Raw genomic sequence first — 15196 nt, 5'->3', positions numbered from 1 at the left:
TTCAACCTCAATACGGGGATTTTCCATGTCAGACAAATTCAATCAATTCATCAACCGCGTCCTCTCCCACGAGGGCGGTTACGTCAACCATCCCAAAGACCCCGGCGGCGAAACCAATTGGGGCATCACTAAGCGCACCGCACAGGCAAACGGCTTTAACGGTTCCATGCGTGCCATGACGCGTGAACAGGCTATCGGCATTTACCGAAAGGCGTTTTGGGAGCGTTACCGCGCCGACCAAATGCCGGAAGCGGTCGCGTTCCAATTTTTTGATGCCTGCGTCAACCACGGTTACGGCAATGCCGCCCGTATGCTGCAACGCGCTGCAGGCGTGGCGGACGATGGAATCATCGGCGAAATCAGCCTCAAAGCCATCAATTCCCTCCCCGAAAACGACCTTTTATTGCGGTTCAACGCCGAGCGTCTGGTCTTTTATACCAAGCTCGGTACGTTCACTTCTTTCGGCAAGGGCTGGGTACGCCGTGTGGCGCAAAACCTGATTCACGCGTCTGCAGATAACACTGATTAAAGGGAGACAAACCATGTCAAAAAAGTCACTCATCGCCCTAATGGCCGCAGCCATGCAGCCCGATTTCAGCCACAGCGACCTAGGCATTCGCTGCGCCATGCCGACTCAGGGATGTTGGACGCAAGCCCACCGCAAGAGCGGGGTAGCCGCCGCGAAACGCGCAGCCAAAAAAAAGCGTCGCAAATAACCGCCTTTTTCCGATGGCTGGGCGGCTTGGTCTCTAATCCGGCCACAGGAAAAATCAGCCATACCAAACTATGGGCAAACGTGGCAGCCGCTTCTATGACCTATAAGTTTTCTCAAACAGCAGATGCGCCGGAATGGCTCTGGTGGGCTTATGGAGCATTGGTCGGCGGGTATGCATTAATCAAACGAGGTATCGCCGCCGTACCGCAGTTGGCAGAAATCAAAAAATCCGCGAATGCGGAAGAATGGAGCGGCAATGATTGACTTTTTGTACAAAAACAAATCGGCATTGGCATGGCGTGCATTGATTGTTTTGGGCATTTGGCTAAACGGCTATCACTATGCCGCCGACAAAGCCGATGCCAAGCAAACCGCCCTGATTACCGCCTACCAAAACTCGTCAAAGGCGGCAGCCAAACAATACGCCGACGAGCTTAAAAAAGCGCAGGCGGAAACGAAGCGTTGGCATGACTTCGCGCAGCGTCAAAGCATTGAGCTGGCATCCGCCCTGAGCGAACTGGATAAAACCAAAAACACTTTACAGGAGCAAACGCATGACACGATTAAAAAAGACGGCAATGGTTTTAACGGTATCGGCTCTAACAGCCTGCACCTCTACAACCGTGCCTTCGGATACCCCGATTAAAACCGTACCGACAGTGGATTTGCCGCCTGTATCTACCGGGCTGCTGGTCAAATACGAACGCCCCGAGCGTCCGACCGGCGGCTCACCCGAACAACTCTTGAACCATGCCGTGCGCTACGGTGAATACTGTCAAAAGCTCGAAATCCAAATTGAGGGCTGGCAGAACTGGTACACGAAAGGCCGTCTGAAAAATGACTGATTTTGCCGACCGCGCATCCGAACGCGAAGCCATCTTTCTCGCAGAATCCCTGGCAAAGCATCAACCGCCGTACCACGGGCAGGCTTCGCACTCTGAAACCACCGCCAGCCTAAGCCACTGTGAAGATTGCGGTAGCCCGATACCCGAAGCCAGGCAAAAAGCCGTCCGAGGCTGTACGCGCTGCGTTGTCTGCCAAGAATATTTTGAACACGGATTTCAGAGGTGAACAATGGAAAAAACCTTTATCCACATCGAATTTTGGCAGCTTGTCGGCTTTTTACTCTCCTTCCTCGGCATTTGTTTTACCTTCGGCAAAATGCTGCTGGCGCAATTCCGCGAGCAGCAGGACGAACGCCAAAAACAGCAGGAACGCCTACAAGGCAAAGTCGAAATCATGGAAAACAAACTGGCGGAATTCAATGCCGGTCTGCCGCTGACATACGTCCTGCGCGAAGACTACATCCGCAATCAAGTCGTCCTCGAAGCCAAACTCGACAACGTCGCAGAAAAACTCACTGAAATCTACAAAATGGAAAGCGTAAAGAAATGATTAGCCAGGAACTGATCGCCAAACAACGCCGCGAGGGGATGCGTTGGAACATTATCAACACCCTTAATAAAGCCCGCCCGCACACCACCAGCGAAACCTTCCTGCTGGATATTATGAACGCGATTTACCCGCAGACCACCGCCACCGAACTGCGCCAGCAGCTCGACTACCTTGCCGACCGCAAAATGGTCGAGCTGAATAAGGCACCGCACGGCTTGTGGTTTGCCGACCTGACCAGTTTGGGTGTCGATATTGCCGAATACACGGTCGAGTGCCGCGCCGGTATCGCCCGCCCTGAAAAAGTGTGGAGCTGATATGGGCAAGCGCAGCACGATAGACCAATTGCCCGAAGCCGTCCGCCATGAGTTTGAGCGCAAACTCGTCGAAAACGGTTTTGCCGACTATCAGGCACTGGCGGAATGGTTGCAGCAGCAGGGCTACGAAATCAGCCGCTCCGCCGCCCACCGCTACGGCCAAAAAGTGCAACGTCGTTTTGCTGCCATCAAATCCAGCACCGAAGCCGCGCGACTGATAGCCGAAGGTGCGGCCGATGAAGGTGACACCCGTAGCGAAGCATTGGTTGCAATGGTGCAGTCCGAATTATTTGAAGCCATGTTGGAAATTGGTGAAATGGAAGACTTATCGGCTGTAGACAGGTTTAGCATGGTTGCGAAAGCGGCCAAAAATATCGCGACTCTAACATCAGCCAGCACACGCCTGAAAGAGTATCAGGCCAAGGTCAAAGCCAAAGTGGCCGCTGCTGCCGATGATGTAGCCAAACAGGCTAGAAAAGGTGGTTTGTCCGACGAAGCGGCCGAAGCCATCCGTAAACAGATCTTGGGGATTGCGTCATGATTACCTGTATCAGACTTAAAAACAAACTTCCTCCCAGTCGTGGCAGACGCCATCCTTTGAGTAGGAATATCAAAATTTCCCAATCAACATGCCGAATGATTAGAAAGCAAATTCTAGGTATCGATGATGTCGCCAGAAAATAAAATCGAAGACCGCACCCCGATGGCGCTGCTGCCTTATCAGCAGCGCTGGTGCGCCGATACTTCGCCGGTCAAGCTGTGCGAAAAATCGCGCCGTATCGGTTTGAGCTGGGGCGAGGCTGCCGACACCGCGCTGCTGGCCGCCTCGGCAAACGGCATGGACAGTTGGTACATCGGCTATAACAAAGACATGGCCATCGAATTCATCCGCGATTGTGCCAACTGGGCGAAATTCTACGGTTTGGCGGCGGGAGAAATCGAAGAGACCGAGGAGGTGTTCGTCGAGGGGGACGACAAAAAATCCGTCCTCGCCTTCGTCATCCGTTTCGCGTCCGGCTGGCGCGTTACCGCCTTATCCAGCCGCCCCTCAAACCTTCGCGGTAAGCAGGGGCGCGTCATCATCGACGAGGCGGCGTTCCACGAGCAGCTCGGCGAGCTGCTCAAAGCGGCAATGGCATTGCTGATGTGGGGCGGTCAGGTACACATCATCTCTACCCATGACGGTGTGGACAATCCGTTCAACGAGCTGATTACCGACATTCGTGCGGGCAAAAAGCCGTACTCCATCCACCGCATTACTTTCGACGAGGCCGTTTCAGACGGCCTCTACCGCCGCATCTGCCTGCGTTTGGGTAAAGAGTGGACGGCAGACGGCGAAGCCGCGTGGTGCAAGGAAATCCGCGATTTCTACGGCGAAGATGCCAGCGAAGAGTTGGACTGCATCCCGAAAAACGGCGGCGGAAAATGGCTCAACCGCGCCTTGATTGAAAGCCGTATGAGTCCTTATACGCCGGTTATCCGGTACGACCAGACCGACGATTTCGGCCTCTTGCCCGAACCGCGCCGCGCCGCCGAAGTAGCGGACTGGATAGCCGACACCTTGCAACCGCTGCTCGACGGTTTGGATAAAACCCGCACCAGCTTCGTCGGCGAAGACTTTGCCCGCAGCGGCGACCGTACCGTCATCGTCCCTTTATTGCAGCAGCCTAATTTAAGCCTTAAGCCGCCGTTCGTGTTGGAGTTGGGCAATATGCCGTTTGCCCAACAAGAGCAAATCATGAAACACCTGTTGCACGGCTTACCCAATCTGCGCGGAGCGGCATTGGACGCGCGCGGCAACGGTCAATCAATCGCCGAAGCCATGCGCGACGAATTTGGCGCGGAGGTATGCGAGTCGGTCATGCTCTCGGAAAACTGGTACCGCACCCATACCGCGCCGTTCAAAGCCGCCCTCGAAGACGGCACACTGGACGGCATTCCCAAAGACGAAGACATCCTGACCGACCTGCGCGCCTTCGAGCTGGTCAGAGGCGTGCCGCGCATCCCCGATGTACGCACCAAAGGTCAAGACGGCAAAAAACGCCACGGCGATGCGGCGATTGCCTTTGTCCTTGCCCATTACGCCAGCCGCGAGCTGAATACCGGACCGATACGCGTAGCCAGCCGCCGAATCTGCCGAAAAAGCGCGTTAACCGAAGGTTATTAAGGTATTTAAAGAGTACATATCATGCCCAAACCCCACCTCAAACTCAAAACCAGCCAAGGCATCATGACCTTCAAGCCGCAGGATTTATCTGCACATCTCGCCGTTTCCCGCCCGTTTTTCAGCGGTTTCAACGGCTGGCTACCTAATCCCGACCCTGTTTTGCGCAAAATGGGCAGGCAAATCTCCATTTACCGCGAGCTGATGCGTGACCCCTTGGTCGGCTCGCTGGTGCGCCGCCGAAAAGCAGCTGTCGCCCGCCTCGAATGGCGGCTTGAGGGCGACGACACCCCTAAAAATGTTCGGGATTTTGTCGATAGCTGGCTGGCTGAAACCGATGTTTACCGCCTGATTAAAGACGTTTTAAACGCCGTTTTTTACGGCTACCAGCCCATCGAACTGATTTGGCGTACCGATTCTGCATGGCTGCCTGACAAAATCATCGCCAAGCCGCAAGAGTGGTTCGCCTTCAACGACGAAGGCGAACTGCGTTACATCCAAAACGGGCTGACCGATACCGTTCCTCCGCCTTATAAGTTTCTTTGCCCGACACATGAGGCAGATTATCTAAACCCCTACGGTTTGGGCGATTTGGGCTTGGTTTTTTGGCTGGTCACCTTCAAACGCGGCGGCCTTAAATTCTGGATGCAGTTCACCGAAAAATACGGTGCGCCTTGGCTGATTGGTAAAGAACCGCGTTCCAATACCCCGCAGGATACCGACAAGCTGCTGGATGCGCTCGAAGCCCTGATCGGCAACAGCGTCGGCACCATTCCCAATGATTCCAGCGTCGAAATCCACGAGGCAAGCGGTAAGGCCTCATCTATTGATGCCTACGACAAGCTCATTCGTTATTGCCGCTCCGAAATCAGCATTGCGCTGCTCGGACAAGACCAAACCACCGAAAAAGACAGCACGCACGCCAGCGCGACCGCAGGTTTGGAAGTAACGGACGACATCCGCGACAGCGACAAACGAATCGTGGAGACAACGTTCAATCAGTTGATAGAGTGGGTAATAGAGATAAATTTCGGAGACGTTGCCCGTCCGAAATTCGTACTGTTCGAAAATGAGGAAAGCGGCACCAGAGAGCGTGCCGAACGGGATAAGATGATGGTGGATGCCGGTGCCAAGTTCACCAAGCAATACTGGCAGCGCACCTACGGACTCGAAGACGGGGATTTGCTTGAGGGCGTTCAGACGGCATCGGGTGCGCCATCCGCCGAGTTTGCCGAAGCAGGACCGACCGATGCGGGTTTGGTCATCGACGGACTCGCCCCCGACACAGGCCGTCTGAATGACCAAGGCGAACGGCTGACGGTCGCCTTGGTCGCCGAACTGCGACAAGGCGAAACTGCCGAAAACCTGCTCGATCGTCTGTCCGCCGCCTATCCGAATATGGACGATACCGCCTTGCAAAACGAGTTGGCGCGCCTGATTTTCCTTTCCGACTTGGTCGGCAGGATTGAAGTAGCACAGGAGCTTAAATCATGAACCCCGAAGATATTAAAGCCGTCTTCGGCATGAAACCCGAAGCCGCCGTCGCCTATCTCAAGCAAAAAGGCATTGCCGTATCTTGGGACTGGCAGGATATGTTGGACGACGCGCACGCCACTGCCTTTACAGTGGCCAAAACCGCCAAAATGGATGTGCTCTCCGATATCTATTCCGCCGTCGTCGATGCCGCCGAACAAGGCCGGACGCTGGAAGAGTTCAGCCGAGAACTCGCCCCCGTTCTACAGCGCAAAGGCTGGTGGGGCAGGCAGGAAGTTCAAAATCCCGAAGGAGAAACCCAAAGCGTACAGCTCGGTAGCCCCCACCGCCTGAAAACCATCTATCTGACCAATATGCAGTCGGCCTACATGGCGGGCCGCTACGCCAAAATGATGGACTCCATCGACACGCACCCTTATTGGCAGTACGTCGCCATCAACGACAGCCGCACTCGTGATACCCACCGTATGATGCACGGTCGCGTCTATGCCGCAGACGACCCCGTATGGAATACTTTGTACCCTCCTTTGGACTACCGCTGTCGCTGCCGTGTCAAACCGCTGTCCCGCAGTATGGGAGAAAACCGTGTCCTGCCCCGACCAACTCTTGAGTCCATCACTGTCGATATAGGCGCAAATCCCTATACCGGAGAGGAGCGTTACGCACAGCGCACCGGCATTCGCATCAACAACACATTTATCGCCCCCAATGCGGGCTTCAACGCCAACCAAGGCAAATCTATGCTGTCCCGTATGGCGAAAATCGCAGTGGATAAGGCTCAGGCAACCCATCCGGACATCGCCCGCATTGCCCTGAAAACGATGATGGGCAACGACAGATTCAAAAACGCCCTGTCCACCGCTTCGCTGACTTGGGTGCTTAAACTGTTAAAAGGCTGATTATGCTGGAAATCAAACTCGATGCTGCCAAACTCGAACACGGTCTGGGTACGCTCCTTAAAAACGCCGCAAACAGCCGCCCCATGATGCGCGGTATTGCCACCGAGTTGCTATCTATAACCGAAGAAAACTTCGAATCCGAAAGCTGGGGCGAGCAGCGGTGGAAACGAAGTCGGCGTGCCGCAGATGAGGGAGGCAAGACCCTGCAAAAAAGCGGGCAACTTGCCGCCAGCCTGACTATACAGGTTGGCAGCAACTATGCTCGAATCGGCAGCAATAAAAAATACGCCGCCGTCCACCACCTCGGCGGACGAGCAGGGCGAGGTCACAAAACCAACCTTCCAGCACGCCCCTATCTCCCCATTAACGGCAACAACCAACTCCAACCCGGTGCCGAACGAAGAATCCTCGACATCGCCATCGCCGCCCTCAAAAAAGGACTTTGACAACAAAAAACGGACGATAAAAATACCGTCCGTTTTTATTGCAATATTTGCAACTCCCTTGCATTTTTTCCATCCCACAAAATCCCCCGTCATCCTCTTTCGTCCCATTTTTCTCATCAACCCCTATATATTTATCTCATTAGGTTTCAGGAATGGGAAAGATATGCCGAAGCCGCCGGACGCGGAAATAAAGGGGGTGGACGGCACGAAACCGAAAAGCGGCATCAGGTACGCAAACGGCGGATTCACGCACGCTGTTCTGGCAAAAATCCGCCTGCCAATTCGGTGCTATAATCCACCCGAAACAGATGACACCAAAAAGGAACATCATGAACACACCCCAATCCGCCATCATTCCCGACCACGCCCAAGCCGGTATCTTTATCGAAGCCGACTTCGCCGCCAACCGCCTCAACGATATTAAAGCCGCCTGCCGCGCTTCGCTTGACGCGTTAACTGCCTTGAAAGCCCGCTTTCCAGACGATATTTTGGGTCTGACCATCGCCTTCGGCAGCGAAGCCTGGAAAACATTCGGACACACGGACGAAGGCAGTGAAATCAAACCCTTCCCCAAAATGGGCAATGGGCTTGCACCATCCACGCAGCACGATATGTACATCCACATCCAATCCTTCCGCCAAAACGCCGCCTACGCGCTTGCCCAATCTGTTTTGAGCGCATTCGGCGACAGCATATGCGTCGCGTCCGAAGAACACGGTTTGCGTCTGTATCAGGATCGTGGGCTGGACGGTTTCGTCGACGGCACGGAAAACCCGCAGGGCGATGAAAAAATCCGCGAAGTCGCCATCATCCCCGAAGGAAAACCCGATGCGGGCGGCAGCTATGTACTGCTGCAAAAATACCTGCACGATTTGAAAAAATGAGATGCCGTCCCCGTCGCCGAACAGGAAGCCTCGGTCGGACGCAGCAAGGAAACCAACGACGAATTCAGCCGCGATGTCCGCCTGCTCGATTCGCACCTCGGCCGCGTCAACCTGAAAGAAAACGGAGTCGGCCTGAAAATCGTCCGCCGCAGCCTGCCCTTCGGCAAAATCAGCGGCGAACACGGTTTGATGTTTACCGCATACTGCCGCACGCTGCACAATATCGAAGCGCAATTATTGAGTATGTTCGGCGATACGGACGGCAAAACCGACCTACTGCTCCGGCACCTCTCCGCCGCCGTCTCGGGCGGATACTACTACGCGCCGTCTGTAGAACGCCTGCAAAACCTCTAAGCCGGACGATGCCGTCTGAAACCCTTTTTCAGACGGCATTTTCCCGTTTTATAGTGGATTAACAAAAACCAGTACGGCGTTGCCTCGCCTTAGCTCAAAGAGAACGATTCTCTAAGGTGCTCAAGCACCAAGTGAATCGGTTCCGTACTATTTGCACTGTCTGCGGCTTCGTCGCCTTGTCCTGATTTTTGTTAATCCACTATACCGTCCAACCGTTTTCCGAGCGCGCACTATGTCTGCAAGCATCCAAGCATTCGACCCGCTGACCGCCCCCATTTCCGGCACCAACCTGATTGAGGCCTCTGCCGGCACCGGCAAAACCTACGGCATCGCCGCCCTGTTTACACGTTTGATCGTATTAGAACAAAAAAACGTCGAACGCGTATTGGTCGTTACCTTCACCAAAGCCGCCACCGCCGAGCTGAAAACACGCCTGCGCGCGCGTTTGGACGATGTGTTGCAGGTTTTGGAAAGCAAAGAAATTACCGAACTTGGAGACGACACGCTTTCAGACGGCATTGCCGCCTACTGCGCCGAACACCACGAAGGCGACACCTTCCTGCCCGCACTCTTAAAACAGGCTTTGCAAAAAGAGAGCCGGACGTGCCTGATTGTCCGCCTCAAAGCCGCCATCGGGCAATTCGACAACGCCGCCATCTACACCATCCACGGCTTCTGCCAGCGTATCCTGCGCGACTACGCCTTCCTGTGCCAAGCCCCGTTCGATGTCGAACTGACCGAAGAAGACGGCGACCGCCTGCTTGTCCCGGCGCAAGATTTTTGGCGGGAACGCGTCAGCAATGATCCGGTGCTTGCCGCATTGGCGTTTAAACGCAAAGCTGTGCCGCAAACCGTCCTTGCCCAAATCCGCGCCTACCTGTCCCGCCCGTACCTGAGTTTCCGCCGTCCGCAAACCGATTTTCCGCAAGCCCGGGATGCCGCTTTGGCAAGCTGGCAAAACATTTGCGGAAATCTGGCTGAATTAAAAGAAACTTTTTGGCGCATCCATCCCCTTTTAAACGGCAATTCATATCGGAAAAACAGTTTTGCCGAATTGTTTGACGCGTTGGAACAAAAAGCCCTGTCGCCGGATTTGCCCTTTTTGGAGGCAAAGCTGCACGACAGGCTCTTGAAACTTGCGTCCGACAAACTCGAAGCCGGACTGAAAAAAGGCAAAACGCCCGATGCGGCAGTATTTGCCGAATTGCAGAAACTGGCAGACTTCGGGCGCGATTTGAACGCACTCGAAGAAGCGGAAGAAGCAACAATGATCCGGCTGCAACTGGATTTAATCGGATACCTCAACCGCAGCCTTGCTGAGATGAAAAAATCGCGCCGCGAACGCAGTTTCGACGACCTGCTGCTCGATGTCCACACCGCGCTGACCGACAATCCGCACGCCGAAACCCTCGCCCGCACCGTTGCCGAAAACTGGGAAACCGCGCTGATTGATGAATTCCAAGACACCGACCCGCTGCAATACGAAATCTTCCAAAAAATCTTCATCGCCCAAAACCGCCCGCTGTTCCTCGTCGGCGATCCCAAACAGGCGATTTACAGCTTTCGCGGAGCGGACATTTACGCCTACCTTCAGGCGGCGGAAGACGCGCGGCACCGCTACACGCTCGCCACCAACTACCGCAGCCACGCCGCGCTTATCGGCAGCATCGGCGCGCTGTTCCGCCTCAAAGAACGCCCGTTCGTTTTGGAAAACATCGGCTATTCGGAAGTCGGTGCGGCGCGTGCCGAAAGCAGGTTGTCCCCCGAACGTCCTGCCGTACAGGTTCGTTGGCTGCACGAAAACGACAATGAAAAAACCAACAAAGACGTTTTGCGCCGCCGTGCCGCCGACTATTGCGCCGACGAAATCGCCCACGCGCTCAACGAAGCCGCCGGAGGCCGTCTGAATTTCAAAGGCCGCCCGTTGCAGTCGGGCGATATTGCCGTGCTGGTCCGCACGCACAACGAGGCGGTAATGGTTTCCGCCGCCCTGAAAAAACGGCAGGTGCAAAGCGTCCTGCTTTCGCGCGAATCCGTGTTCGCCTCGCCCGAAGCCGCCGCCCTTTCCGCACTCATCGGCTTCTGGCTCGAACCGCGCCGCGCCGGAACGCTGCGCTTTGTCCTGACAAGCAGCATATTCGGTTATGACGCGCAGCAATTGCACGACTTCAACCAAAACGAAAGCGAGATTTTGCATTGGGCGGAATCTGCCCGAACCGCACTCGACAACTGGAATCAATACGGCATTTTCGCCGCCATGCAGCAGTTTTCCCAAACACACGGCATCGAAACGCGCCTCTTAAGCCGGAACAACGGGCGCAGCCTGACCAATTATTTCCAACTGCTCGAACTGCTTGCTGCCGAAGACGCGCAAAACCGCAACCCCGCCGCGCTGCACAAATGGCTGAGCGACCAAATCAGCCTGGCCGGCAACAACGGCGGCGACAACCGCGCCATCCGTCTGGAAAGCGACGAAGATTTGGTCAAAATCGTTACCATGCACGCCTCGAAAGGTTTGCAGTATCCGCTGGTATACTGCCCGTTTGCGTGGGACGCGCAAGATACCGGACCGTCCGACTGGCAAATCCTCCACCAAGGCGCAAACCGGGCCGAACTTTTGGCAAAGGCGCAACTGTCGGAAAGCGAACAGAAGCAATACGCCGATGAAGAAATGGCGGAACGCCTGCGCCTGCTTTATGTCGCGCTGACGCGTGCCGAGGAACAGCTCAACATCTACGCCGCATATTCCACCAATACTGCCGACAACCCCCTCGCCTACCTGATTGAAGGCTCGCCCCAAGACAGCCGCGAAACCGTCCGCCAAACCTATGCCCAAGAAAAGGACGGCATCGCGATGCTCAAACGCAACTGGCGGCGCGTGGCGGACAACGCCCCTTCCAGCACAAATTTCTCCTTCACAGAAGATGCTCCGCCCCCTGCCGTATATTGCGGCAACGCCGGTCAAACCGCCGAATTTGCCGCCTCCGACATTCCCAAGCGCGGTTTCCGCTTCATCCGCCACACCAGCTTTACCGCCTTAAGCCGCCAAACCCAAACGCCCGACGGCGGCGAAGAAGATGCCTGCCCGTCCTTGGATGCCGCCGAAACCTCGGTGCCGGTGATGCCGTCTGAAACGCCGACGGCTTCAGACGGCATATCGATACACGACTTTCCGAAAGGCACGCAGGCGGGGCTGTGCCTGCACGAAATTCTTGAAGATTTCAAATTCGAACAAGCCGCCGCCGAACAGGAAACCCTCATCACCGACAAGCTGAAAAAATACGGTTTTGAAGAAATATGGCTGCCCGCCGTTGCCGAAATGGCGGAAGCCTGCCGCAAAACGCCGCTGACGGGGGCATACGGCCTGTCCGACATCCCGCCCGAGTACCGCTGCCCCGAAATGGGCTTTACCCTACACACCGAAAACTTCAGCCTCAAACGGCTGCGCGACTGGTTTGCCCGCGACGATATCCGATTGCCCGAAGTCTGCCGTGCCGCCGCCGAAACGCTCGACTTCCACACCGTCAACGGCTTTTTAAACGGCTTTATCGACATGGTTTGCCAAGACCCCGACGGCAATATCTGCGTCATCGACTACAAATCAAACCACCTCGGCACGGACGCATCCGCCTACACGCGGCAGGCGATGGACGAAGCCGTCGCGCACCACCACTATTACCTTCAGGCACTGATTTACGCCGTTGCCGCCGCGCGCTACTTCAAACTGCGCGGACAACCGCCCGCCGCCATTTCCATCCGCTACCTGTTCCTACGCGGATTGGATGGCAAAGGCGGCGTTTGGCGTTGGGACATAGATGCCGCCGCTTTGGAACAGATAAAATAACTTCCCGTCCCTTAAGACGACAACCGCAGGAGAACCCTATGAATATCAAACACCTGATTACTGCCGCGCTCATTGCCTCAGCCGCCTTTGCCGCGCAGGCAGCCCCGCAAAAACCCGTATCCGCCGCCCAAACCGCACAACATGCAGCCGTTTGGATTGATGTCCGTTCCGAACAGGAATTTAGCGAAGGGCATTTGCACAACGCGATCAACATCCCCGTCGACCAAATCGTCCGCCGCATACACGAAGCCGCACCCGACAAAGACACACCGGTCAACCTGTACTGCCGCAGCGGACGGCGTGCCGAAGTTGCCCTTCAAGAGCTGAAAAAAGCAGGCTATACGAAGGTTGTCAATCACGGCGGTTATGAAGACCTGCTCAAAAAAGGCATGAAATAACATCATGCCGTCTGAAAGGCTGCCTTCTTTTCAGACGGCATTTATTTTGAAAGCACACAATGAAACGTATATTTTCCCTGACAGCCGCCGCCGTATTCGCCCTCTCAACCGCTTGGGCGCATTCTGTCGGTGAACCGCAAACCCAAAACGAAACCGCCATGACCACGCATACCCTCACCTCAAAATACAGTTTTGACGAAACCGTCAGCCGCCTTGAAACCGCCATAAAAAGCAAAGGGATGAACATTTTTGCCGTCATCGACCATCAGGAAGCCGCCCGCCGAAACGGCTTAACGATGCAGCCGGCAAAAGTCATTGTCTTCGGCACGCCCAAAGCCGGTACGCCGCTGATGGTCAAAGACCCCGCCTTCGCCCTGCAACTGCCCCTGCGCGTCCTCGTTACTGAAACGGACGGCAAAGTACGCACCGGCTATACCGATACGCACGCCCTGATTGCCGGCAGCCGCATCGGTTTTGACGAAGTGGCAAACACTTTGGCAAACGCCGAAAAACTGATACAAAAAACCGTAGGCGAATAAGCCCGTCGCCGACATATGGCGGATGGAAATCAAATGCACACGCCCCTCATTCCCACGAAGTCGGGAATCCAATCGGTTGGATTGCCGTGATTTTCAATCATTGCCGAAACGGACGATTCCGGATTCCCGCCTTCGCAGGGATGACGGGCGTGTGTGTTTTTGCCATATCACAGGCAACTTTGCCGCAAATCTTATCTGTCGCCGGTATGCCTTCTTGTTTCAATCCGCCACAAACCAAATGCCGTCTGAAACCCGATTTCAGACGGCATTTCCTTTCAATCCCTATCTTCCCGACAAATATCAATGGCTTCCTGCAAACTCGAAACGCCGTAGATTTTCAGGTTAGGAAACTCTTTGGTGTTGCGCGGCATATTGGCTTTGGGGACGATGGCGCGTTTGAAGCCGAGTTTTTCCGCTTCTTTGAGCCGCTCTTGTCCGCGCGCGACGGGGCGGACTTCTCCGCTTAGTCCGATTTCGCCGAAAACCACGGTTTTTTCAGGCATAGGGCGGTTGCGGAAGCTGGAAAGCATCGCGAGGATGACTGCCAAATCCGCCGCCGGTTCGCCGATTTTCACGCCGCCGACGGCGTTGAGGAACACATCCTGATCGAAACAGGCGATGCCGCCGTGTCGGTTTAACACGGCAAGCAGCATCGCAAGACGGTTTTGTTCCAGTCCGACGGTGAGGCGTTTGGGCGTGAAGCCGTGCGCGTCATCGACCAATGCCTGAATTTCAACCAAAAGCGGGCGGCTACCTTCCTGTGTAACCAAAACGCACGAGCCGGGCGTATCGTCGCGGTAGCTGGCGAGGAAGATGGCGGACGGGTTGGACACGCCTTTCAAGCCGTTTTCGGTCATGGCGAACACGCCCAGTTCGTTTGCCGCGCCGAAACGGTTTTTGATGGCGCGTATCATTCGATAATTAGAATGCTGGTCGCCCTCAAAATACAGCACGGTATCGACCATATGCTCCAGCACGCGCGGGCCGGCAATCGCGCCGTCTTTGGTCACGTGTCCGACCAGTATCATGGCGATGCCCATTTGTTTCGCCATACGCGTCAGTTGGGCAGCACATTCGCGCACCTGCGACACGGAGCCGGGGGCGGAAGTGATTTGGTCGGAATACATGGTTTGGATGGAGTCGATGACCACGACTTCGGGCTGATGTTGTTTCAAGGCCGTCTGAATGGCTTCCATGCGGATTTCGGCAAGCAGGTTCACGCCTTCGGTGGGCAGTTCCAAACGTTGCGCGCGCAGGGCGACCTGTTGGGCGGATTCCTCGCCGGAAACGTACAGCACTTTGCGGCTTTGCGCCATTTTGGCGATGGTTTGCAACAGCAGCGTGGATTTGCCGATGCCGGGGTCGCCGCCGAGCAGGATGACCGCGCCATCGACCAAACCGCCGCCCAATACGCGGTCAAGTTCGCCCATACCGGTCGGATTGCGCGGCACTTCGGTGGCGGTAACGGCGGAGAGGGATTGGACGGTCGAAGTGTCCGCCGCCCAAGATTGGAAACGGGCGTTTTTAGGCTCGGGCGCGGCTAAGCTTTCCTGAAGTGTGTTCCACTCGCCGCAATGCGGGCATTTGCCCTGCCATTTCGGGGAGGTGCCACCGCATTCGGTGCATTGGTAGATGGTTTTGGGGGATTTTGCCATAATGTTTTCCCTGTGGAATATTTGATGTGTGAAAAGGTCGTTTGAAAACAATCATGTTGTTTTCAAACGACCTTGGGATTATGAATACTTTATTT

The 15196-nt window shown here is 55.4% G+C and carries 16 protein-coding genes and 1 pseudogene; 16 read left to right on the top strand and 1 reads right to left on the bottom strand.

Annotated elements, in window-relative coordinates; genetic code table 11:
- Nucleotides 1-25 precede the first annotated feature (25 nt).
- From ACRPFF_RS02570 to ACRPFF_RS02495, 16 genes and pseudogenes are all read left to right on the top strand, one after another.
- Nucleotides 26-529, top strand: coding sequence for a glycoside hydrolase family 108 protein (locus tag ACRPFF_RS02570; protein ID WP_314169267.1), 504 nt, complete (start codon nucleotides 26-28; stop codon nucleotides 527-529).
- Nucleotides 530-640: 111 nt separating this feature from the next.
- Nucleotides 641-979, top strand: a complete 339-nt coding sequence (locus ACRPFF_RS02565; RefSeq protein WP_314169268.1) for a hypothetical protein — start codon at nucleotides 641-643, stop codon at nucleotides 977-979.
- Nucleotides 972-1361: a hypothetical protein gene (locus ACRPFF_RS02560; RefSeq protein ID WP_061704865.1), complete on the top strand. Its 390-nt coding sequence runs from the start codon at nucleotides 972-974 to the stop codon at nucleotides 1359-1361. Before ACRPFF_RS02565 ends, ACRPFF_RS02560 begins: the two co-directional genes overlap by 8 nt.
- The gene (locus ACRPFF_RS02555; protein ID WP_019272454.1) at nucleotides 1339-1560 is read left to right on the top strand and encodes a hypothetical protein; all 222 of its coding nucleotides are present in this window, start codon (nucleotides 1339-1341) and stop codon (nucleotides 1558-1560) included. The genes ACRPFF_RS02560 and ACRPFF_RS02555 overlap by 23 nt, the downstream gene beginning before the upstream one ends.
- Entirely contained in the window at nucleotides 1553-1786 is a 234-nt protein-coding gene (locus tag ACRPFF_RS02550; RefSeq protein ID WP_314169269.1) for a TraR/DksA C4-type zinc finger protein, read from the top strand. The genes ACRPFF_RS02555 and ACRPFF_RS02550 overlap by 8 nt, the downstream gene beginning before the upstream one ends.
- Nucleotides 1787-1789: 3 nt before the next feature.
- Nucleotides 1790-2110 (top strand): hypothetical protein, encoded by a 321-nt coding sequence (locus ACRPFF_RS02545; RefSeq protein ID WP_013448349.1) that lies wholly within the window; start codon nucleotides 1790-1792, stop codon nucleotides 2108-2110.
- Nucleotides 2107-2424: a hypothetical protein gene (locus ACRPFF_RS02540; protein ID WP_013448348.1), complete on the top strand. Its 318-nt coding sequence runs from the start codon at nucleotides 2107-2109 to the stop codon at nucleotides 2422-2424. Before ACRPFF_RS02545 ends, ACRPFF_RS02540 begins: the two co-directional genes overlap by 4 nt.
- Before the next feature lies 1 nt (nucleotide 2425).
- On the top strand, nucleotides 2426-2965 hold the full coding sequence (locus tag ACRPFF_RS02535) for a DUF3486 family protein (RefSeq protein WP_314169271.1): 540 nt from the start codon (nucleotides 2426-2428) through the stop codon (nucleotides 2963-2965).
- A gap of 123 nt (nucleotides 2966-3088) precedes the next feature.
- Complete coding sequence (locus ACRPFF_RS02530) at nucleotides 3089-4591, top strand: terminase large subunit domain-containing protein (RefSeq protein WP_432673702.1); 1503 nt, start codon at nucleotides 3089-3091, stop codon at nucleotides 4589-4591.
- A 21-nt stretch (nucleotides 4592-4612) separates the two neighbouring features.
- Nucleotides 4613-6082 carry a DUF935 domain-containing protein gene (locus ACRPFF_RS02525; RefSeq protein WP_314169273.1) on the top strand — a complete coding sequence of 490 codons (1470 nt, stop codon included), beginning with the start codon at nucleotides 4613-4615 and terminating at the stop codon, nucleotides 6080-6082.
- Nucleotides 6079-6981 (top strand): phage head morphogenesis protein, encoded by a 903-nt coding sequence (locus ACRPFF_RS02520; protein ID WP_301883528.1) that lies wholly within the window; start codon nucleotides 6079-6081, stop codon nucleotides 6979-6981. The genes ACRPFF_RS02525 and ACRPFF_RS02520 overlap by 4 nt, the downstream gene beginning before the upstream one ends.
- A 2-nt stretch (nucleotides 6982-6983) precedes the next feature.
- On the top strand, nucleotides 6984-7427 hold the full coding sequence (locus tag ACRPFF_RS02515; protein ID WP_301883530.1) for a phage virion morphogenesis protein: 444 nt from the start codon (nucleotides 6984-6986) through the stop codon (nucleotides 7425-7427).
- Nucleotides 7428-7756: 329 nt separating this feature from the next.
- Nucleotides 7757-8665 (top strand): annotated as a pseudogene (locus ACRPFF_RS02510) (Dyp-type peroxidase).
- A 232-nt stretch (nucleotides 8666-8897) separates the two neighbouring features.
- The gene (gene recB / locus ACRPFF_RS02505; protein WP_432673701.1) at nucleotides 8898-12509 is read left to right on the top strand and encodes an exodeoxyribonuclease V subunit beta; all 3612 of its coding nucleotides are present in this window, start codon (nucleotides 8898-8900) and stop codon (nucleotides 12507-12509) included.
- Nucleotides 12510-12547: 38 nt separating this feature from the next.
- Nucleotides 12548-12907 carry a rhodanese-like domain-containing protein gene (locus ACRPFF_RS02500; RefSeq protein ID WP_432673700.1) on the top strand — a complete coding sequence of 120 codons (360 nt, stop codon included), beginning with the start codon at nucleotides 12548-12550 and terminating at the stop codon, nucleotides 12905-12907.
- Nucleotides 12908-12966: 59 nt separating this feature from the next.
- Complete coding sequence (locus tag ACRPFF_RS02495; RefSeq protein WP_432673699.1) at nucleotides 12967-13446, top strand: DUF302 domain-containing protein; 480 nt, start codon at nucleotides 12967-12969, stop codon at nucleotides 13444-13446.
- Between the two features lie 275 nt (nucleotides 13447-13721).
- Here the strand turns inward: ACRPFF_RS02495 and radA are convergent, their stop codons facing one another.
- Nucleotides 13722-15101, bottom strand: coding sequence for a DNA repair protein RadA (gene radA / locus ACRPFF_RS02490; protein WP_432673698.1), 1380 nt, complete (start codon nucleotides 15099-15101; stop codon nucleotides 13722-13724).
- Nucleotides 15102-15196 lie beyond the last annotated feature (95 nt).

The organism is Neisseria sp. SLRRB23 (genome assembly GCF_050896295.1).
In the GTDB taxonomy this organism is placed as follows: Bacteria; Pseudomonadota; Gammaproteobacteria; order Burkholderiales; family Neisseriaceae; genus Neisseria.
Note: the sequence above shows the minus strand (reverse complement) of the source record. Positions and strands in the feature narration are given on the sequence as shown.